17 protein-coding genes are annotated in these 18,827 nt (G+C 45.0%); 5 read left to right on the forward strand and 12 right to left on the reverse strand.

Features of this window, described 5'->3' with window-relative positions; genetic code table 11:
• Positions 1–24 precede the first annotated feature (24 nt).
• The 5 genes from ERX55_RS09510 to opp3b form a co-directional block, all read right to left on the reverse strand.
• A complete protein-coding gene (locus ERX55_RS09510; RefSeq protein WP_133452343.1) occupies positions 25–1,689 on the reverse strand; it encodes a peptide ABC transporter substrate-binding protein in 1,665 nt (554 codons plus the stop codon).
• Positions 1,690–1,845: 156 nt separating this feature from the next.
• On the reverse strand, positions 1,846–3,006 hold the full coding sequence (locus ERX55_RS09515; protein ID WP_243721494.1) for an ABC transporter ATP-binding protein: 1,161 nt from the start codon (positions 3,004–3,006) through the stop codon (positions 1,846–1,848).
• Positions 3,006–4,079, reverse strand: coding sequence for an ABC transporter ATP-binding protein (locus ERX55_RS09520; RefSeq protein ID WP_133452344.1), 1,074 nt, complete (start codon positions 4,077–4,079; stop codon positions 3,006–3,008). The genes ERX55_RS09515 and ERX55_RS09520 overlap by 1 nt, the downstream gene beginning before the upstream one ends.
• 16 nt (positions 4,080–4,095) lie before the next feature.
• Complete coding sequence (gene opp3C / locus ERX55_RS09525) at positions 4,096–5,145, reverse strand: oligopeptide ABC transporter permease (protein ID WP_133452345.1); 1,050 nt, start codon at positions 5,143–5,145, stop codon at positions 4,096–4,098.
• Positions 5,145–6,071, reverse strand: a complete 927-nt coding sequence (gene opp3b, locus ERX55_RS09530; RefSeq protein ID WP_133452346.1) for an oligopeptide ABC transporter permease — start codon at positions 6,069–6,071, stop codon at positions 5,145–5,147. The genes opp3C and opp3b overlap by 1 nt, the downstream gene beginning before the upstream one ends.
• A 468-nt stretch (positions 6,072–6,539) precedes the next feature.
• Here opp3b and ERX55_RS09535 point away from each other — a divergent pair, with 468 nt between their 5' ends.
• Positions 6,540–6,911 (forward strand): DUF3899 domain-containing protein, encoded by a 372-nt coding sequence (locus ERX55_RS09535; protein WP_133452347.1) that lies wholly within the window; start codon positions 6,540–6,542, stop codon positions 6,909–6,911.
• A gap of 43 nt (positions 6,912–6,954) precedes the next feature.
• On the opposite strand, the gene fabF is transcribed toward ERX55_RS09535, so the two are convergent.
• The 3 genes from fabF to ERX55_RS09550 form a co-directional block, all read right to left on the reverse strand.
• Entirely contained in the window at positions 6,955–8,193 is a 1,239-nt protein-coding gene (gene fabF, locus ERX55_RS09540; protein ID WP_133452348.1) for a beta-ketoacyl-ACP synthase II, read from the reverse strand.
• 9 nt (positions 8,194–8,202) lie between these two features.
• Positions 8,203–9,144 (reverse strand): beta-ketoacyl-ACP synthase III, encoded by a 942-nt coding sequence (locus ERX55_RS09545; RefSeq protein WP_133452349.1) that lies wholly within the window; start codon positions 9,142–9,144, stop codon positions 8,203–8,205.
• Positions 9,145–9,211: 67 nt separating this feature from the next.
• The gene (locus ERX55_RS09550) at positions 9,212–10,204 is read right to left on the reverse strand and encodes a BMP family ABC transporter substrate-binding protein (protein WP_133452350.1); all 993 of its coding nucleotides are present in this window, start codon (positions 10,202–10,204) and stop codon (positions 9,212–9,214) included.
• An 81-nt stretch (positions 10,205–10,285) separates the two neighbouring features.
• Here ERX55_RS09550 and ERX55_RS09555 point away from each other — a divergent pair, with 81 nt between their 5' ends.
• Positions 10,286–10,477, forward strand: coding sequence for a YjzD family protein (locus ERX55_RS09555; RefSeq protein WP_133452351.1), 192 nt, complete (start codon positions 10,286–10,288; stop codon positions 10,475–10,477).
• 31 nt (positions 10,478–10,508) lie between these two features.
• Here ERX55_RS09555 and clpB read toward each other — a convergent pair whose 3' ends face one another.
• Positions 10,509–13,100 carry an ATP-dependent chaperone ClpB gene (gene clpB, locus ERX55_RS09560; RefSeq protein WP_133452352.1) on the reverse strand — a complete coding sequence of 864 codons (2,592 nt, stop codon included), beginning with the start codon at positions 13,098–13,100 and terminating at the stop codon, positions 10,509–10,511.
• 164 nt (positions 13,101–13,264) lie between these two features.
• On the opposite strand from clpB, the gene ERX55_RS09565 reads away from it, so the two are divergent.
• On the forward strand, positions 13,265–13,960 hold the full coding sequence (locus ERX55_RS09565) for a Crp/Fnr family transcriptional regulator (RefSeq protein WP_133452353.1): 696 nt from the start codon (positions 13,265–13,267) through the stop codon (positions 13,958–13,960).
• Between the two features lie 40 nt (positions 13,961–14,000).
• Here the strand turns inward: ERX55_RS09565 and ERX55_RS09570 are convergent, their stop codons facing one another.
• Complete coding sequence (locus ERX55_RS09570; RefSeq protein ID WP_133452354.1) at positions 14,001–14,309, reverse strand: metal-sulfur cluster assembly factor; 309 nt, start codon at positions 14,307–14,309, stop codon at positions 14,001–14,003.
• An 88-nt stretch (positions 14,310–14,397) separates the two neighbouring features.
• Here ERX55_RS09570 and ERX55_RS09575 point away from each other — a divergent pair, with 88 nt between their 5' ends.
• Both ERX55_RS09575 and ERX55_RS09580 read left to right on the forward strand, forming a co-directional pair.
• Entirely contained in the window at positions 14,398–15,219 is an 822-nt protein-coding gene (locus ERX55_RS09575) for a Cof-type HAD-IIB family hydrolase (RefSeq protein ID WP_133452355.1), read from the forward strand.
• Position 15,220: 1 nt separating this feature from the next.
• Positions 15,221–16,537, forward strand: a complete 1,317-nt coding sequence (locus ERX55_RS09580) for a CoA-disulfide reductase (RefSeq protein ID WP_133452356.1) — start codon at positions 15,221–15,223, stop codon at positions 16,535–16,537.
• Between the two features lie 351 nt (positions 16,538–16,888).
• Here the strand turns inward: ERX55_RS09580 and ERX55_RS09585 are convergent, their stop codons facing one another.
• Positions 16,889–18,268, reverse strand: a complete 1,380-nt coding sequence (locus ERX55_RS09585; protein WP_133452357.1) for an alpha-amylase family glycosyl hydrolase — start codon at positions 18,266–18,268, stop codon at positions 16,889–16,891.
• Positions 18,269–18,374: 106 nt separating this feature from the next.
• Positions 18,375–18,752: a YisL family protein gene (locus ERX55_RS09590; RefSeq protein WP_133452358.1), complete on the reverse strand. Its 378-nt coding sequence runs from the start codon at positions 18,750–18,752 to the stop codon at positions 18,375–18,377.
• Between the last annotated feature and the right edge of the window lie 75 nt (positions 18,753–18,827).

The raw sequence follows: 18,827 nt of genomic DNA on the forward strand, positions 1-18,827 counted from the left end.
AATCAGCTGATTGCTCCTTTCATATTATTTCTTGCCTTCGATGTAAGTTTCTTTAAGTGTAGTGTCCCCAGCAAATTTGTGAGTCACATAGTTCTTCACGTAAGGTTGAACTAAACGAGCCGCTCCACGTTGGTACATCGGGATGAGAGCTGCATCTTCTAAGAATAAGTTCTCAGCATCTTGTAATGTAGTCCAGCGTTTTTCTGGATCATCCAGTAAAGTTGTTTTACCTTCTTTAATCAGTTTGTCGTACTCTTTATTAGAGTAGTTCATCTGGTTGTGCGGTCCGCCAGTAACGAACATATCAAGGAATGTCATCGCATCTGGATAGTCAGGACCCCAACCAGAGAATGCGATATCGTAGTTACCTTTAGATTCTAAGTCAAGCTTCTGTTTGAATGGCTGTTGTTTGATAGTGATTGAGACGCCTGGTAAGTTCGTTTCAATTTGATCTTTGAAGTACTCTGCATCTTTCTTAGATGTATCAGCATCATACGTTAATAACTCGAAGTCAAATTTATCTTTACCCAGTTCTTTTTTCGCTGCGTCATATGCTTTCTTAGCTGCAGCTGTATCGTAGTTAAGTGGTGATTTGATGCCGTCATGGAAGTCCTCGCCTGCTTCATTTTTCAGGAAATCTTTCGGTGTTAAGCTGTCTGTCGCTTCAGAACCGTTATTCAATAATGTTTTAACATATTTTTCTTTGTCGATTGATTTTGCTAAAGCTAAACGCAGGTCCTTGTTCGCCAGGTCTTTATTCTTTTCATTCAGACGCATGAAATAAGTAGATGACTGTAATTCAGTTGAGAAGTTTGGATCATTTTTGTACTTAGAAACTTGCTCAGCTGTTAAACCGACACGGTCAACTTTACCAGTTGTGTAAAGGTTAAGACCTGTCTGCTGGTCTTTAACGATTGTGTAGTTCACTTCATCTAATTTTACTTTATCTTTATCCCAGTACTCTTTGTTAGGTGTCAGCTGGAACTTTTCTTCTGTTTTCCAGTCATTCAGAACAAATGGTCCGTTGTAGATGACATCTTCTTTAGATGTTCCGTATTTATCCCCTTTTTCTTTGACGAACTTTTCATTCTGAGGCATGAACGTACCGAACGCTAACAGCTCTTTGAAGTATGGTACGTTTGACTCTAACTGAATTTCAAGAGTATGGTCATCAATCGCTTTAACACCCAGCTCATCAGGTTTCATCTTACCTGAGTTGACTGCTTCAGCGTTTTTCAGGTCATACATCGCGTAGGCATACTCAGATGCAGTTTTCGGATCTAATGTACGTTTCCAGGCAAATTCGAAGTCTTTAGCTGTAACAGGGTCCCCGTTAGACCATTTTGCGTCTTCACGTAATTTGATCGTCCAAGTCTTACCGTCTTCAGACTTTTCTGGTTCGCCTTCTGCCACACCTGGCACCGCTTTGTCATCTTTGTCTAAAGTGTACAGACCTTCATAGACCTGATTGAAGACATTGAATGAAACTTGGTCAGTTGCGATAGATGAGTCAAGAGATGGAATATCTGAACCTTCCAGTAAGTTCAGGACTTGTTTCTCTCCGCCGCCTGAGCCGCTTGATGCATCTTTACTTGCATCTTTATTATCTCCGCCGCCTGATGAACATGCTGCTGTGAAACCTGAAACTGCGATTAATGATGCCAAGAATAATGAACTTTGTTTCTTCATGAGTGTGCCCCCTAATGTTTGATGAAAATCAATCTGTATTGAATTTTCAGAAGATTTGTATTAATTATATTTTAACCATTCTTGTATAGCAATACTTTTTTTAAAAGTTTTTAGAATTTTTTAAAATTTATATAAATTCAAAAATTCAATTATTTATCATAGTCTTTCAGCCACTGGTTCATTCTGGGTATGATGATTGTAATTGGCTTTATGAACTTCATATTCCTTCGGTGAACAGTAGACATAATGATCAGGTGCGACTTCACGTAATTCGAGTACGTCATCTGCTGAATAAGCATGGACATCCGGATTGTATGTGCGACGTACGCGTGTCCGTTCACTCTCCGGATCCGGTAATGGAATTGCTGACAGAAGTGATTTTGTATATTCATGCAGCGGATTGTTGTAGATCGCATCTGCCGGCCCGATTTCAACCAGTTTACCGAAATACATGACTCCGATACGGTCTGAGATATATTTCACCATCGATAAATCATGGGCGATAAAGAGGAAAGTGATACCCCGCTCTTTCTGAAGACGCTGCATCAAGTTGACCACCTGTGCCTGAATCGACACGTCAAGCGCTGAAATCGGTTCATCTGCAATGATAAAGTCAGGTTCAACTGCAAGTGCACGTGCGATACCGATACGTTGACGTTGGCCGCCCGAAAACTCGTGCGGATAACGGTTGGCGTGCTCTTTGTTCAGACCTACTGTCTCCAGTAATTCATAGACACGATTCGCACGGTCTTCTTTGCTCTTCGCAAGCTTGTGAATATCGATACCTTCTGCAATGATATCCATGACTTTCAGACGCGGGTTGAGCGATGCGTATGGATCCTGGAAGATCATCTGCATGCGGCGGTTAAAGTGCAATAAGTCTTTCTTACGTTTAATCGACTGAATGTCTGTACCGTCAAAGAAAACTTTTCCGCCCGTCGCATTATATAATTTAATGAGTGAGCGACCGGTCGTGGATTTACCACAGCCTGATTCTCCAACCAGTCCGAGCGTCTCTCCTTTATAAATATCAAACGAGATATCATCAATCGCTTTTACTTCGTTGGATTTGCCGACATTAAAGTACTGTTTCAAGTTATGAACTTCAATCAGCTTCTCCTTGCCGTCGCCATAATGCTCTGTATAGCCTGCAGCACGTTTTTCTGCTTCTGTCAGTTCCGTCTTGTTCAGTTCACGCTCTGTATATTGATCCGTTGTTTCTACTAGGTCCTTATCACCAACGACTAAAGGCCCATTTTCAATTGTATGTTCTTCAACTGCATCGGGATGAAGGTCTTTATTTAAATCTTCACGCATTAGAAACTTACCCCCTCTACTTGTCTCGGCTTGTCAAATTGACCCGGGAGATTTCGTTGTTTCACTTTTACCATTTCGGGTGGCTCTACTTTCGGTGCCTGTGGATCCATCAACCACGATTTGACAAAGTGAGTCGGTGAAACCTGATACCAAGGCGGCTCCTGTTCAAAATCAATCTGCAGCGCGTAATCAGAACGGCGGGCAAACGCATCACCGACCGGCGGCTTGATCAGGTCAGGCGGTGTACCCGGAATGGCTTTCAGTTCCATATCCTGTGAAGTGTCAAGGCTCGGCATGGAGGACAGGAGACCCCATGTGTAAGGATGTTTAGGGTCGTAGAAAATTTCATCGACCGTGCCTGTCTCAACAATCTGTCCACCATACATAACGGCCACGCGGTCTGCGACATTCGCTACCACGCCCAGGTCATGAGTGATGAAGATAATGGACGTATCAATTTTCTTCTGCAAGTCTTTCATCAGTTCCAGAATCTGTGCCTGGATGGTAACATCAAGCGCTGTTGTCGGTTCATCAGCAATCAGGACTTTCGGGTCGCAGGCCAGGGCGGTTGCAATAACGATACGCTGACGCTGACCGCCAGAGAACTGGTGAGGATAGTTGTTGAAGCGACCTTCCGGATTCGGGAGACCGACTAAGTGCAGAATATCTAAGGCGCGTGCTTTTGCGTCTGCTTTAGACAGCTTCTGGTGCTTGATCAGCGGTTCCATGACCTGTTTACCGATTTTCATTGTCGGATTCAGGGAAGTCATCGGATCCTGGAAGATCATTGAGATATCTTTTCCGCGGACTTTCTGCATTTCTTTTTCAGAGAGTTTCGCTAAGTCTTTACCGTCAAAGAGAATCTGACCTTCTTTAATACGGCTCGGCGGCTCTGGAAGTAGACGCATGATCGCTTTCGTTGTGACTGATTTACCGGAACCCGATTCCCCTACGATGGCCAGCGTCTCAGCTTTATCCAGATGAAAATCTACGCCACGGACAGCCTGTACTTCTCCTGCATGAATGTCGAAGGAAACTTTCAGGTTTCTCACTTCTAAAATTCTTTGTGCCATTTATATTTCCTCCTTGTTATTTACGCATTTTCGGGTCGAAGGCATCACGTACACCGTCACCGAATAAGTAGAAGCATAGAATCAGTAAACTTAAAATAGTGGAAGGCACGAACATCTGATATGGATTGATCATCAGCATCTTACGGCCGTCATTGACAAGCGTTCCTAACGATGCTGCCGGTGGTGGCGCACCTAAACCGATGAAGCTTAAGAAGGCTTCGAAGAAAATCGCACTCGGTACAGAGAACATGGCAGTGACGATGATCGGACCCAGTGTGTTCGGTAAGATATGCTTGAAGATCAAGCTCCAGTTTGTCGCACCCAGTGTTTTAGATGCCATGACATATTCCTGTGTCTTCAGTTTCAGGAATTGACCGCGGACGATACGGCTCATCCCGATCCAGCCGGTAACAGACATCGCCAGAATGATGGTCAATAAACTTGGACCGAAGAATACAACGAATAAGATCATGATGATCAAGTTCGGAATAGAGGCGATGATCTCGATAATACGTTGCATGACGTTATCAACAGTGCCTCCGAAGAAACCTGAGATCGCACCGTATGTAATACCGATGACGACATCAAGGAAAGCGGCGATAAGGCCGATCAGAATCGAAGTCTGCGTCCCTTTCCAGACACGCACGAACAGGTCACGTCCTGATGAATCTGTCCCAAACCAGTGGTACTCCTTGATATTATTTTCTTTGTAAGCATCATAATTATTTTTATCGACACCATCGAACGGTAGGAACGGTACTTTTTCCAGCACCTGAATCTTAGGCGGCAGACTTGTCTTATCCAGATCAATCTTATCGGTGTTAGATGTGATGTGAGGACCGATCAGAGACATAATCACCAGTAAAATAAGGCCGACCAAGCCTAGAATGGCAGCTTTATTGCTTTTCAGCTGCAGCCAGGCATCCTGCCAGAACGTTCTACTCTTACGTTCGATTTTCTCTTCATCTATCTCTTCGCGGTTAGCGAGCACAAAGGGCTGGGCTCTGTTCGTTGATAGTTCCTGATCAACGTCGGCATGTGTATAGACTTCTTTTTCATTGACCATTAATTTTTACCTCCTTGTACTCGGATACGCGGATCAATAATACCGTAAAGTACATCTACAATGAATAATACGAGAATGAATAAGAAACTGATCATAATCGTCAGGGCCATGATAACAGGATAGTCGTTCTGCTGGATCGAACGGACGAACTGTTCTCCGAGACCTGGAATTGCAAAGATTGTTTCGATGGTCAGTGCACCCGTCAGGATACCGACTGCCATCGGTCCAATTAAAGTGATGATTGGAATCAGGGCGTTGCGGAGCGCATGACCAAAGAGCACTTTATTTGTCGAGTTCCCTTTCGCTTTCGCCAGTGTAATATAGTCTGAACCGAGTACCTCAATCATCTCTGAGCGGATATAACGGGCAATAGTTGCAATAACCCCGGCAGATAAAGCAAGTGCCGGTAAGATGGCATAGGTGATATCCTCCCAGCCCGCTGTCGGCAGCAGGCGCCATTCAACTGTGAAATAAAATTGCAGTAAGGCAGCAAGGACGAATGAAGGGACAGAGATGGCGATAACGGAGAAGATAGTCGCTAAATAATCCACCCAGGTGTTCTGCTTGACCGCAGCCACAATCCCGAGAAAAATACCTACGATTGTACCAAAGATGAGTGCATAAGACCCGATCTCAGCCGATGGGCCTAAGCGCGGAAGGATAAGTTCAGTAACCGGTCTATTATCATACTGGAAAGAGTTACCGAAATCTCCTTGAGCCACGTTTTTCATATAGTTGACATACTGAACACCAACAGGGTCATTTAAGCCATATTTCTCATTGACTATCTGCTTTTGTTCAGCCGATAATTTTTCATCATTATAGGGAGATCCAGGCATTAACTTCATCAAGAAGAATGTTGCAGTTGTAACAATAAACAACGTGATGAGCATGAATCCCAGTCTTTTAAGTGCAAATTTTAACATTATAGTTCCTCCTTCTTCATTTTAAGTTAAGCTTAAAAACTATCATAACTAAGTTTTCACAAAATTCATACTACTTTTTGAAGTTTAATCAGAAAAACATGATTATTCTGATAACTCATCCTAAAAAAATAAAACTGTTATATTACAAAAAAAAATTCAGTCACTTACACCTCTTATTCCCTATGATCTTAAAGACTTAAAATCATTATAATGATACATTCTTATTTTTGGCAATACATTTTTTAGAAGAAGAGAGAACTAAAATGTATAAAATTATCCTATTTCAACACGTTAAAGTGTTATTATATCAATATATATTTATATAATTGTATATATATACTTTTAGAAACTGATTTCCTGTTCTATATCACCGATAATCCGACTGTCATACTCAACTTTGATAAACTGTTATACATCAAATCATTTTTACTGTACAATAATATTGGAGTATTAAGTGGAGGTTACATCATGAAAATTAAAATATATACACTCTTAGCAGCAGTCCTGCTCGCTATCAGTTTCCTTTTGACGCTGCTGAGAGGTTTCACGACTATCCATCTGCTCGATAGCCTGTTTATCTTGTCCATGCTATTGCTGTGTCTCGGTCTTCTTCTCTATATGTTTTCAGACGGAGCGTTCAGCATCATGGGTCATTCTTTCAGACGTTTCCACTACGTCACTGCGCCCAGACGCTTGAAAGAGACGATGGCTGATGATGAGCTGTATAATCAGAAGGAAGTCAAGATCCGCAATGAAAAATATCCATTCACTGTTCCCATGATTGTGACCGCCCTTGCCGGTCTCATCATCTCACTCGGACTGTCCTATCTGATCAAATAAAAGAGAAGACTCAGGTTTTACCCTGAGTCTTCTCTTTTATCAGTTAATCATGATATTTTTTGAGGACGAGCACTGCATTATGCCCGCCGAATCCTAAGCTGTTAGATAATGCGTATTCAATATCCATCTCAATTGCTTCGTTCGGAATATAGTCAAGATCACATCCCGGATCTGGTGCAGATTGATGAATCGTCGGTGGCACAGTTCCTTTCTCAATCGCCAGTGCGGTCAATATGGCTTCAATAGCACCAGTTGCGCCGAGCAGATGGCCTGTCATTGACTTCGTCGATGAGATCTTCAGATGCTTCGCTGCTTCGCCGAAAACAGATTTAATGGCTTTTGTTTCATAGAGGTCGCCGATTGGTGTGCTCGTACCATGCGCATTCAGGTACTGAATCTGATCCGGTGTAATACCCGCATCTTCAATGGCCATCTTCATCGCACGTGCACCGCCTTCTCCTTCTGGTGCAGGTGCTGTGATATGGTAGGCATCGCCATTATTGCCGTAGCCGACAATTTCAGCGTAGATATGCGCGCCCCGTTTTCTGGCATGTTCCAGTTCTTCAAGAACGATTACACCTGCACCTTCGCCCATAATAAATCCATCTCGCCCCTCCTGGAAAGGTCGGCATGCTTCGTCTGGATTGTTATGAGTAGATAATGCTTTATTGGCGATGAAGCCAGCGAGACCCATCTTCGTGATAGGGGCCTCTGCACCTCCTGCTATCATCGCATCAGCATCACCATACTGAATGATACGATAAGCATCACCAATACTATTCGTCCCGGTCGCACATGCTGTAACCGTACAGCCGTTCGGACCTTTGGCACCGAGATCAATCGAAATCTGTCCTGAAGCCATATCCGGAATCAGCATCGGTACGAAGAAGGGACTGATGCGGTTAGGTCCACGCTTCAGCATCTGATCATACGCGTTCTCAAAGGATTCCATTCCGCCGATCCCAGAGCCGACCCACACGCCGACACGGGCACTGTTATCATCTGTGATTTCAAGGCCGCTGTCTTTCAGTGCTTCACGTGCAGCCACTACACCGTACTGCGTGAAGCGGTCCATCTTACGCGCCTCTTTTTTCTCCAGATGGTCTTCAATGTTGAAATCTTTCAGTTCTCCAGCAATCTTCACGCTGAAGTCAGAGACATCAAGTCTTGTAATAAAATCGATGCCATTGACGCCTTTAATCGCATTGTTATAAGTGGTAGGTGCATCGTTCCCCAGCGGACTTAACGCCCCTATACCTGTAATCACTACTCTTCTCTTCATATTATCCTCCTATTTACCGTAGACGATTGTAATGGCACCGTATGTCAGTCCGCCACCGAATCCTACGAGTACAATTATACTGCCTTCCTTTACCGTACCTTTTTCGAGTTCATGAAGCAAGGACAGAGGGATAGATGCAGCAGATGTATTGCCATAACGATCGACTGTCACACTCATTTTCTCTTTGTCGATGCCGAGTCTTTGGCGGGACGATTCCATGATCCGAATATTCGCTTGATGCGGGATGAACATATCGATATCATCCGGTTCAAGCCCCGCTTCACTCACCGTCTTCTGCGCCATATCACCCATTATTCTCACCGCAAACTTAAAGACCTCCCGGCCGTTCATGGCGAGCATATGATCTTCTTTTCTGTCGTAGAGATACTCTCCGCCAGTACCATCACTGCCGAGCTGAAAGTCCTTTATGCCGTGTCCTTCGCCGACTTGGCCCATCACGACCGCAGCGGCGCCGTCACCGAAGAGAATAGCGGTATTCCGGTCCGTCATATCTGCTATCTTCGATAATTTTTCCGCCCCGACAACCAAGACGTATTTACAGACCCCTGTCTGGATGAATTGCTGCGCTGTCACCATCGAATAGATGAATCCTGTGCATGCCGCGAGCTGATCCATTGCCGGGACTTGGCGCAGACCGAGACGCTCCTGCAGCTGACAGGCGACAGAAGGAAACCTGTGGTCGCCTGTTGACGTGGCAACGAGCACCATATCTATCTCATTCTTATCAATGCCTGCATCTTCAATCGCACGTTCAGCAGCTCTGACAGCCATGTCACTCGTGTCCTCATCTGGTGCAGCAAATCGTCTTTCCTTGATACCTGTCATTTTTGTGATCCATTCATCAGATGTATCGAGAAATTTTTCGAAATCATGATTGGTCATCCGTTTTTCTGGCACGTAACCACCAATACCGACTATCCCTATATTCACTTCTATCCACCTACTTATAATCTGTTATTATAACCAGGTACTAATTTATCATAGAACAGCTTGGATATCAATCTTGATGGTAAGCATCATGCTCTGCTGGAGGCTCCTGACCGCCAGGCAGCAGATTCGTTTCTTTGTAATGAGCCAGCTCTTTTTTCAGCTGTTGACTGAACTGAGCATCCATCCGTTTAGAGAGTTTACCCATGCCGACTAAGTCCTCTCTTATGCCCCAGTCCAGCTGCCCACCTTGCAGTCTCCCTTCTTCATACAGTTCTGCCACCTTCATGTAAGCTGCGGGAATCTTGACTTGGACACTCATCAATACTTGAGGGCCGTAATTGCTCTGGTCACTGATGAAGCCGATGACATTGATATTGTTATCCCGGGCATACGACATAATGTCGGCATTGATGCCATCACCAGCCGGAAAGAGGACATCCACATTTTTCTTTTTGATGAAATCCTCCGCGATATCAGTGCCGCGGCTGTCATAACTGAAGGTTTTGACATAGTATTCGTGCAGTTTGATCGCTTTATTTTCATATCTTGCGCCGTCCTTGAAACCTTCTATCTCAGGCTGTGTCTTGAAGGAACCGATGACGCCTATATGACCCGTCCTAGACTGATGCGCAGCCGCCATACCGCCCAGATATCCCATGGCATAGGCATCTAAATTAACAATGGTGACATTGTCCGCTTTGGATTCACCGTTAAACACCACAAAATGAATATGAGGATATTTTGCTGCCACCTCATTGAAGGCATCAGAAAACTCCATGCCTTGGCCGTACAGCACCTGCACGTTCCGGTCTGCCATGCGCTTGACAGCAGTCTTGATCTCCTCACTTGTATTGATATTCTGCTCATAAAAGAATGCGGTATCATAAGACTGGGCGATCTCCAGCATGCCTTTATAGCCTTCAGTCCCCCATGTCTGGTCGTACATGGAGTCCGGGAAAAGAAAGCCGATTGTTGCCAGCCGGTGCTGAGGACGGCTGAACATGAAAATGGCAACTAAAAGTACAGCAACAAGGATGAGCAACAGACTGATTTTTTTCATATTTCGCCTCTCATGTAGGGGTATACTTTTTCCATCAACTCTTCTATAATCAATAGTATATCAATTATTGGGGGATTTAACATGCATTATATTATGACGTTTGTATGGGCTTTCATTCTCGTCCATATGATCAATTTCGTACTGATGAGCTTAGGCGGCGGCCATGAACTTCATCTGATGACTGCCAATGTCATGGCTGTTGTCTTCGCTGTCCTGGCACTGATTGTTGCAGCCTTGATTCCGGATGAACCCGTTCCGACAGATCATCACTAAAAAAGCACAGTAGCTTTAAGCTACCGTGCTTTTATTTTTTAATCTCTAGGTCAAGCTGGCCATCCTTCATCGTGATATCGATATGTGCTCCTTCTGCAAGGTTATTCTGCAGCAGAAGTCGCGCGACAGGTGTCTCGATATGTCGCTGAACAAACCGTTTAAGCGGCCGAGCACCGAATTCCGGTGCATATGCTTCTTCAGCGATCCATTCTTTAACCGGCTGAGCGACTGTGACGGACATATGCTGCTCCAGCAGTCGACGGTTCAACTGGTCAACCAGTTTGTCGACAATAAATGTCATATCATTCGCGCTGAGTGGTTTGAAGAGCACGATATCATCCATCCGGTTAAGTATCTCCGGCTTGAAGTACTGATGCAGTGCTTCATCCACCTGACTGCGGGCTTCAGCCGTAATCTCGCCCTCCTCAATGCCATTCAGTAGATATTGAGAGCCGATATTACTTGTCATAATAATAATGGTATTTTTAAAGTCAACGACGCGGCCTTTAGAATCAGTCAGGCGTCCTTCATCCAGGAGCTGCAGCAGGACATTGAAGACATCACTATGGGCTTTTTCGACTTCATCCAGCAGGATGACTGAATAAGGCTGACGTCGAACCGCTTCGGTCAGCTGGCCGCCTTCTTCATAGCCGACATATCCAGGAGGCGCTCCGATTAACCGAGCAACAGCATGTTTCTCCATATATTCACTCATATCAATGCGGACCATATGCTTCTCTGAATCAAACATCGTACTTGCCAGTGCTTTTGCAAGCTCTGTCTTACCGACACCGGTCGGTCCAAGGAAGAGGAAGCTGCCGATCGGCCGGTTCGGATCCTTGATGCCGGCACGCGCACGCACGACAGCATCTGCTACTAAATCTACTGCTTCGTCCTGACCGACCACACGCTCGTGGAGGATGTCTGATAATTTCAGCAGTTTTTCTTTCTCTGTTTCCACTAGTTTAGAGACAGGGATGCCCGTCCATTGAGACACAATATAGCCGATCTCCTCATCTGTTACGACTTCGCGGATGAGACGGTCCTTACCCTTTGTCTCTTCCTGAAAATCTTCCTCCAGCTGGGCCAGCTCTTTTTCAATCTCCGGAATCTTACCGTACTGGAGCTCAGAAGCTTTGGCCAAATCATAATTATTCTGGGCCTCTTCCAGCTGCGTGCGGTATTGATCCAGTTCGGAGCGTTTCTCCTGGACGACCTGAATCTGAGATTTCTCTTTTTCAACTTTGGCAGCCAGAATCTGCTGTCTTTCTTTCTCATCAGCCAGTTCTTTCTGCAGCTCTTCTAACCGCAGACGACTGGCACTGTCTTCCTCATTCTTCAACGCCTTTTCTTCAATCTCCAGCTGGAGCACACGGCGGTTGACTGCATCCAGTTCAGTTGGGTTTGAGCCCATCTCCGTCCGGATGGTCGCACAGGCCTGGTCGACCAGATCAATCGCTTTATCCGGCAGAAAGCGGTCGGTGATATAACGGTCTGACAGTTCAGCTGCTGCGACGAGCGCTCTATCCTGGATCCGCACACCGTGATACACTTCGTAACGTTCTTTCAGGCCGCGGAGAATAGACACTGTATCTTCAACATCCGGTTCTGCGACCATGACCTTCTGGAAGCGACGTTCTAACGCCGAATCTTTCTCAATATACTGACGATACTCGTTCAACGTCGTCGCGCCGATGCAGTGAAGTTCTCCGCGGGCAAGCATCGGTTTCAGCATATTGCCGGCATCCATCGCACCTTCCGTTTTACCGGCGCCCACCATCATATGAATCTCATCAATAAAGAGAATGATCTGGCCGTCGCTGTCTTTCACTTCCTTCAGCACAGCCTTCAACCGCTCCTCGAATTCGCCGCGGAATTTAGCGCCTGCGACAAGCGCACTGAGATCCAGTTCAAATATCGTCTTGTTCAGGAGTGATTCCGGCACATCTTTGCGGACGATACGCTGTGCCAGGCCTTCGACGATAGCTGTTTTACCGACACCCGGTTCCCCGATCAAGATAGGATTATTCTTTGTCTTGCGGCTTAAAATACGGATAGCGTTACGGACTTCTTCGTCCCGACCGATGACAGGATCCATTTTGCCGTTGCGGACTTCCTCCACTAAATCTCTGCCGTATTTCTTCAGCACCTCATATTGTACTTCCGGATTTTGTGATGTCACGTGATGACCCCCTCTAATCTGCTTGATGATTTCTGTGATGACGGCTGATTTGCTGCCGACAAAATCGCGCGTCAGTGTATGTGACTGAACAGCAGCTAAAATGAGATGCTCCACTGATAAGTAGTCATCTTCCATCTCTTGCTGCAGCTGTTCTGCCTTTTGCATAAGTTGATTCAGATCATTGCTTAAATACTGCCCGTACTGCATATTGTCGCCACTGACAGCCGGCAGACTGTTCAATCTCTCTTCTAACCGGGCAGTATAGGCTTTAATATCAAGGTTCGCTCTTTCGAAAACAGTTGACAGCATACTGTCGCTGTCCTGGGCAAAATGCAACAGCAAGCTTTCCGGTTCAATCGTCTGCATGTGCCGTTCAACCGCGTCACTTTGTGCTGCTTCAATAGCAGTCTGTACATTGTATGTCATTTTTTCTGCATTCATCCCTGTCACCTCATTTGACTATGTTTGACCTTTACCCCTATTATATAGCCCTTTTCCGTCTCAGCCAAACATCATGCTCCACCTGCTCAGAAAAATTTAAATCGTGTCATATTATGAAAAATGTCTATGCTATAATAGAAAAAAAGTGGACAAGGATGAACAGGATGGTACAGATTAATTTTCATGAAGCCACGAACGTCGTCAACTATATCATGGATAATGGTAAAGAAGAGTCTTATAAGGCAGGACAATATATTTATCAGGCAGAGGATCCCGCTGATTATATCTATGTCATTAAAAGCGGGGTCGTGCTCATCAACCGCATGGTGGAGGATGGTAAGGAGCTATCGATGAAGATGCTCTCAAGCCGTTCTATTTTTGGTGCTGTGACCCTGTTCTGTGGTCCAAAGAAGCATTCACTGTTCGCGAAGGTGAAATCAGCCGCTGTCGTCCGCAAAATAGAGCTGAAGACCTTTGAGACTGCATTGCTGGCTGATGAAGTCATGAAATACGAATGGATGCTGTGGCAGCAGAATGAAAACAGCAAAAATGAATACAAGATGCGCGATTTATTTACTCTCGGCAAAAAAGGGGCGCTCTATTCGACGTTGATCAGACTCAGCAATACCTACGGCGTCAAGCAGGAGGAAGGTCTTCTGCTGAACGTAGAATTGACCAATAACGACCTGGCCAATCTCTGCGGCACGACCCGGGAAGGTGTCAACCGGATCATCAGTCAGCTCAGGGCTGATGATATCATCAGTGTGAAAGGTAAATATATCGTGCTTAACAACATCCAGTATCTGAAAGATGAGATCAGCTGTGAAAGCTGTCCGGTCAATATCTGCAGAATTGAATAAGACAAAAAAAGCCCGCAGCACGAAGCTGCGGGCTTTCTGATCAGCTGACGCCGAGTGCAATCTTAGCGTAACGGCTCATCATTTCTTTATTCCAAGGTGGATTCCAGACGATATTCACTTCTACACCTTTAATTTCCGGTAATTCACCGAGTGCTGTCTTCACCTGATCAATAATCTGGGGTCCCATCGGACAGCCCATAGATGTTAACGTCATATCAACGGTCACAATGCCGTCATCATCCATATCGACGTGATAGACGAGTCCTAAATTGATGACATCAATACCAAGCTCTGGATCGATGACATTTTCAAGTGCACCGAGAATACTGTCTTTCATTGCTTCTTCCATGCTCTTCACTCCTTTTTCTCTAACTATATCAAATTCCTTAACTATCGCCAATTAAATGATATGATAGAAGGCAGAAAGGATTGACCTGATGAACGATAAACACTTAATCTGCCTCGATCTCGACGGCACTTTACTGACTGATGAAAAAACCATTTCACCTTACACTAAACATGTACTTGAACGCTTGAGAGAAGAAGGCCACGAAGTCATGATTTCAACCGGCCGTCCCTACCGTGCAAGCGAAACCTATTACAATGAGCTCGGTCTCGATTCCCCTATCGTCAACTTTAACGGCGCTTTTATCCATCATCCTAAGGACGACGATTTTAAAGGGGTCCATACGCCGCTCGATCTATCTATCGCAAGAGCTATTTTTGAGCAGCTGGAAGACTTGAACATCCAGAATATCATCGCTGAAGTGAAGGACCATGTTTATTTTCACTATCATGATGAGTATCTGTTCCAGGGCTTCACGATGGGTAACCCTGTCGTCAAGAATGGCAATCTGAATCTTATACTGCAGGAAGGGCCGACCAGTATTCTGATACAGGCCGAGGATGAGCATGTGCCGGCAATCCGCGAACACTTAAGTCACGTCTATGCCGAACAGGTCGAACATCGATGCTGGGGCGCCCCTTATCCTGTCATTGAGATCGTCAAAAAAGGAATCAATAAAGCAGTCGGCATCCAGTATGTCTCTGAAAAATTAGGCATCAATCAGAAGAATATCATTGCATTCGGTGATGAGGACAATGATTTTGAGATGATTGAGTATGCCGGCACAGGTGTTGCCATGGCTAATGCCATCCAGGAACTGAAGATGCGCGCTGATAAGGTGACGCTCTCTAACAATGAAGATGGCATCGGCGTATTTCTGGCTGATTATTTCAATCTTGAAGGGAGAGCATAATATGAAGATTGTTGTTGTAGGCGGTGTGGCTGGCGGTGCTACTGTCGCCTCACAAATCAGACGTGAACTGCCTGATGCAGAGATTGTCATCTACGAGAAGGGCCGCGATATGAGTTTTGCCAACTGCGGACTGCCCTATTATCTCGGCGCTGAGATAACAGACCGTTCTGAACTGACTCAGGCATCAGCTGCGACATTCAAGGAACAAAAAGAAATCACGGTCAAGCTGTATCACGAAGTCATAGCAGTTGAGCCAGCGCATAAAACCGTGACGATTCTTAATCACCTGACCCAGGAGACAACAGAAGATACATACGATCAATTGATCTTAAGCCCGGGCTGTCAGGCCGTTCGTTTGCCGCAGCTGGCAGATTCAGATATCGCCTTTCCTGTCAGAACACTCGAAGATACGGATATCATCGAACAGCATATAGAACAGTATGATGTGAAGAAGGCGTTGATTATCGGGGCCGGCTATATCAGCCTTGAAATGGTTGAAAACCTTAAGCACTGTGGACTTGACGTGACACTTCTCCATCGCAATGAACGTCTGCTGAAGACCATGGATGGACAGTTCTTGCCGCATCTGATGAACTGCCTCAAGGAAGCAGCCGTCAATATCCAGCTCAATGATGAAGTAGACCGTATAAAGGGTAAAACTGTCACGTTTAAATCCGGGCTATCAGCTGACTATGATCTCATTATTGAGGCGGTCGGAATCACGCCGAACACGGAATTCTTGGCCAAGAGCGGCATTGAATTGAACGACAAAGGGTATATCGTGACCGATCAATATTTCCAGACCTCCGTCCAGGATATCTATGCACTCGGTGATGCCATTGAAACATTCTATATGCACACCGGTCAGAAGACAACCGTCGCCCTTGCATGGGGTGCGCACCGTGCCGCAAATCTGATTGCCGGCAATCTTGCTGGTCATAAACAAGCGTTTAACGGCCTGCTCGGGACTAATATCATCCGCTTCTTTGACCATGCCATTGCAAGCGTCGGCATCAGCGAAAAAGAAGCACAAGAATGCGGGGCAGCACATCTCTCGTTCGATCAGTATCCGCAGGCAAGATATATGCCTCGTTCTCATCCGATGCATATCTCAGTCTATTATGACCCAGATACCCGTCAGATCCTACGTGCCTGCTTCTTCGGTAAGATGGGAGTAGATAAACGCGTGGATGTCATAGCGACTGCTATAATCGCTAAGATGACGATTGATGATTTAAAAGATATTGAGATTGCCTATGCCCCTCCTTTCTCATCCCCGAAGGACATCATCAATATGATAGGCTATCGTGCGAAATAATAGGAAAGACCGCATGCCGGGGGCATGCGGTCTTCTATTTGCTGCGAGTTGTGCTGCGAGTTATGAGCGATATTTGTCGTTTATCGCTCATAACTCACAGGAACTCAAGGCTTCAGCCTCATTATGAGCGATATTTGCTGTTTATCGCTCATAACTTACAGGAACTCAAGGCTTCAGCCTCATTATGAGCGATATTTGTCGTTTATCGCTCATAACTCACAGGCACTCAAGGCTTCAGCCTCATTATGAGCGATATTTGTCGTTTATCGCTCATAACTCACAGGCACTCAAGGCTTCAGTCTCATTATGAGCGATATTTGTCGTTTATCGCTCATAACTCATATTTTTCAGCTATTTATTGCGCTTTGATTTTCTGGCTGCAAGTATAATAAACAGGGTAAATGCGATAATCACCCCGACTGATGCGATAATATAGCCGATATTAAGTCCTCTGTCCTTGATGATGGCATAGAGCTCTGCTTCTTCACGATTGGTGATTAAATCAAACTGACCATCTTTTTCATGAATAGCATCGCCGATCAGCAGTCCACTTAACATTTTTCCTTCAGGGACCACATCAGTACCCAGCTCAACTTTCGTGGCTTTATCTGTATTGTTGAGATTATAAATAAAATCCACCTTATCAGTATCATAATGAATGACCTGATTGCCGTTTTTATTCATCAGCACCTGCATCTTGCCGTCAAACATTTCACGGTATTTATCGAAGACGCGTGAGGTCTCCTGCAGGTAATCTGTCACTTCTTTTTCCGTCCGGAAATCCAGCAGCTGGTGCATATCAGGCATCTGTCCACCGTTCATGGCAATCTCCGTCCCGTATGTCATGCTCATCGGCTGATTCTGACTGAGCAGATAGCTGAGCAGTAACTTAATACGGGTGCCCGGGAACATATTTTCATCAGCAGCATATTTCGTGAAGCGCGGCATAAAGAAATTATCTGCCGCGAGTAATTCATTTTTACCGAATGAATCTGGCAGTGGCTGGTTCGTTGTCTTAAAGCCGTTCGCCAGCTTTAAGGTTGACTCCTCTTTTTGGATATAATCAAAATTCTTGGCGGCCATGCCTTTGTTCAGAATAGCGATATTCAGCGGCAGGTCAGGCATGATTTTCTGGGCATCAATTCCGTCCTGCAGCGTATACATGGAAAGACCATCTACCTGATAAGTCTTGACGAAGGCAGCCATTTTTTTCTTGTATTTCTCTTGGTTGGCCGCATTCTGCAGGTCGATAATCTGGGTATTGCCGTAATAGGCTTTCTGGATCTCATTCATCGCAGGAGACTTCAAAGGCGTAAATTCCTTTGTGGCAACGACCGGCATATCCACGATAATCTTCATCTTGTTATCGTGAATCTTCTTGACCAGTTCCTTGAAATCCTTGTCACCACCATAAACAGAATCAATAGTATCGTAGTTTGAGACTTTATAGCCTAGATAGTCATTCTGCTCATGCTTGAATATCGGCGAGATATGGATGACGTTGAAGCCCATATCCTTAATATAATCGAGCTTGCTTTCAATCCCCTGAAAATCTCCACCGTAAGGCAGATGATCGTCATCGTCATTATGGATATGCGCATTATTTTTTTCTGTGCCGTTCAAGAAACGGTCTACGACTAGACTATAGACCCTCGGCTGCTGTTTCTCTTGTGCTTGTGCTACCGGCGTGACCAGCAGGCCTGCCATCAGCAGTAATATCATTTTCTTCATTTCTATCCCTCTATTCGCTTAATACTTAAATTATACTTGAAGTGACAGAAATTGTGACTTAATTCATAAAAAGTTCATAAGAAAAAGCTGACTCCGAGGAATCAGCTTAGTTGAACATGGCAGTAATAGGTCCCATTGGCAACCAGATACCCATGCCTATTGTCAGTATTGCGAATAAGACGACTAAGTAGAAGAAAGTACGAGAAGGTTTCTTCTTTTTCTTTTTAGCGAGCGTCATTTCCATCAGGCCGATAGTGACCAGACCCAACAGGAATTTAATACCATACTGAGCTGCCATACCGCCGCCCATTGTCTGGAAGAACACGACACCACCACTGATCAGTGTCAGCAATAAAAAGACTCGCAGTACCATATGCAGCGGTTTGAAGTATTGACTTGGTCCTTGGCGATCAGAGAAATTCTGATAAGCAGCAAAGAAAAGAATGATAGCTAGAATCCAGCTTAAAATATGAAGGTGTAACATCTGTATCCTCCTTTCATGTATTTGTTATCAGTTTAACATAATTAATGGCAAAAAAGAAAAGAGCTGACGCTCTTT

Source organism: Macrococcus bovicus, assembly GCF_004359575.1.
Taxonomy (GTDB): Bacteria; Bacillota; Bacilli; order Staphylococcales; family Staphylococcaceae; genus Macrococcus; species Macrococcus bovicus.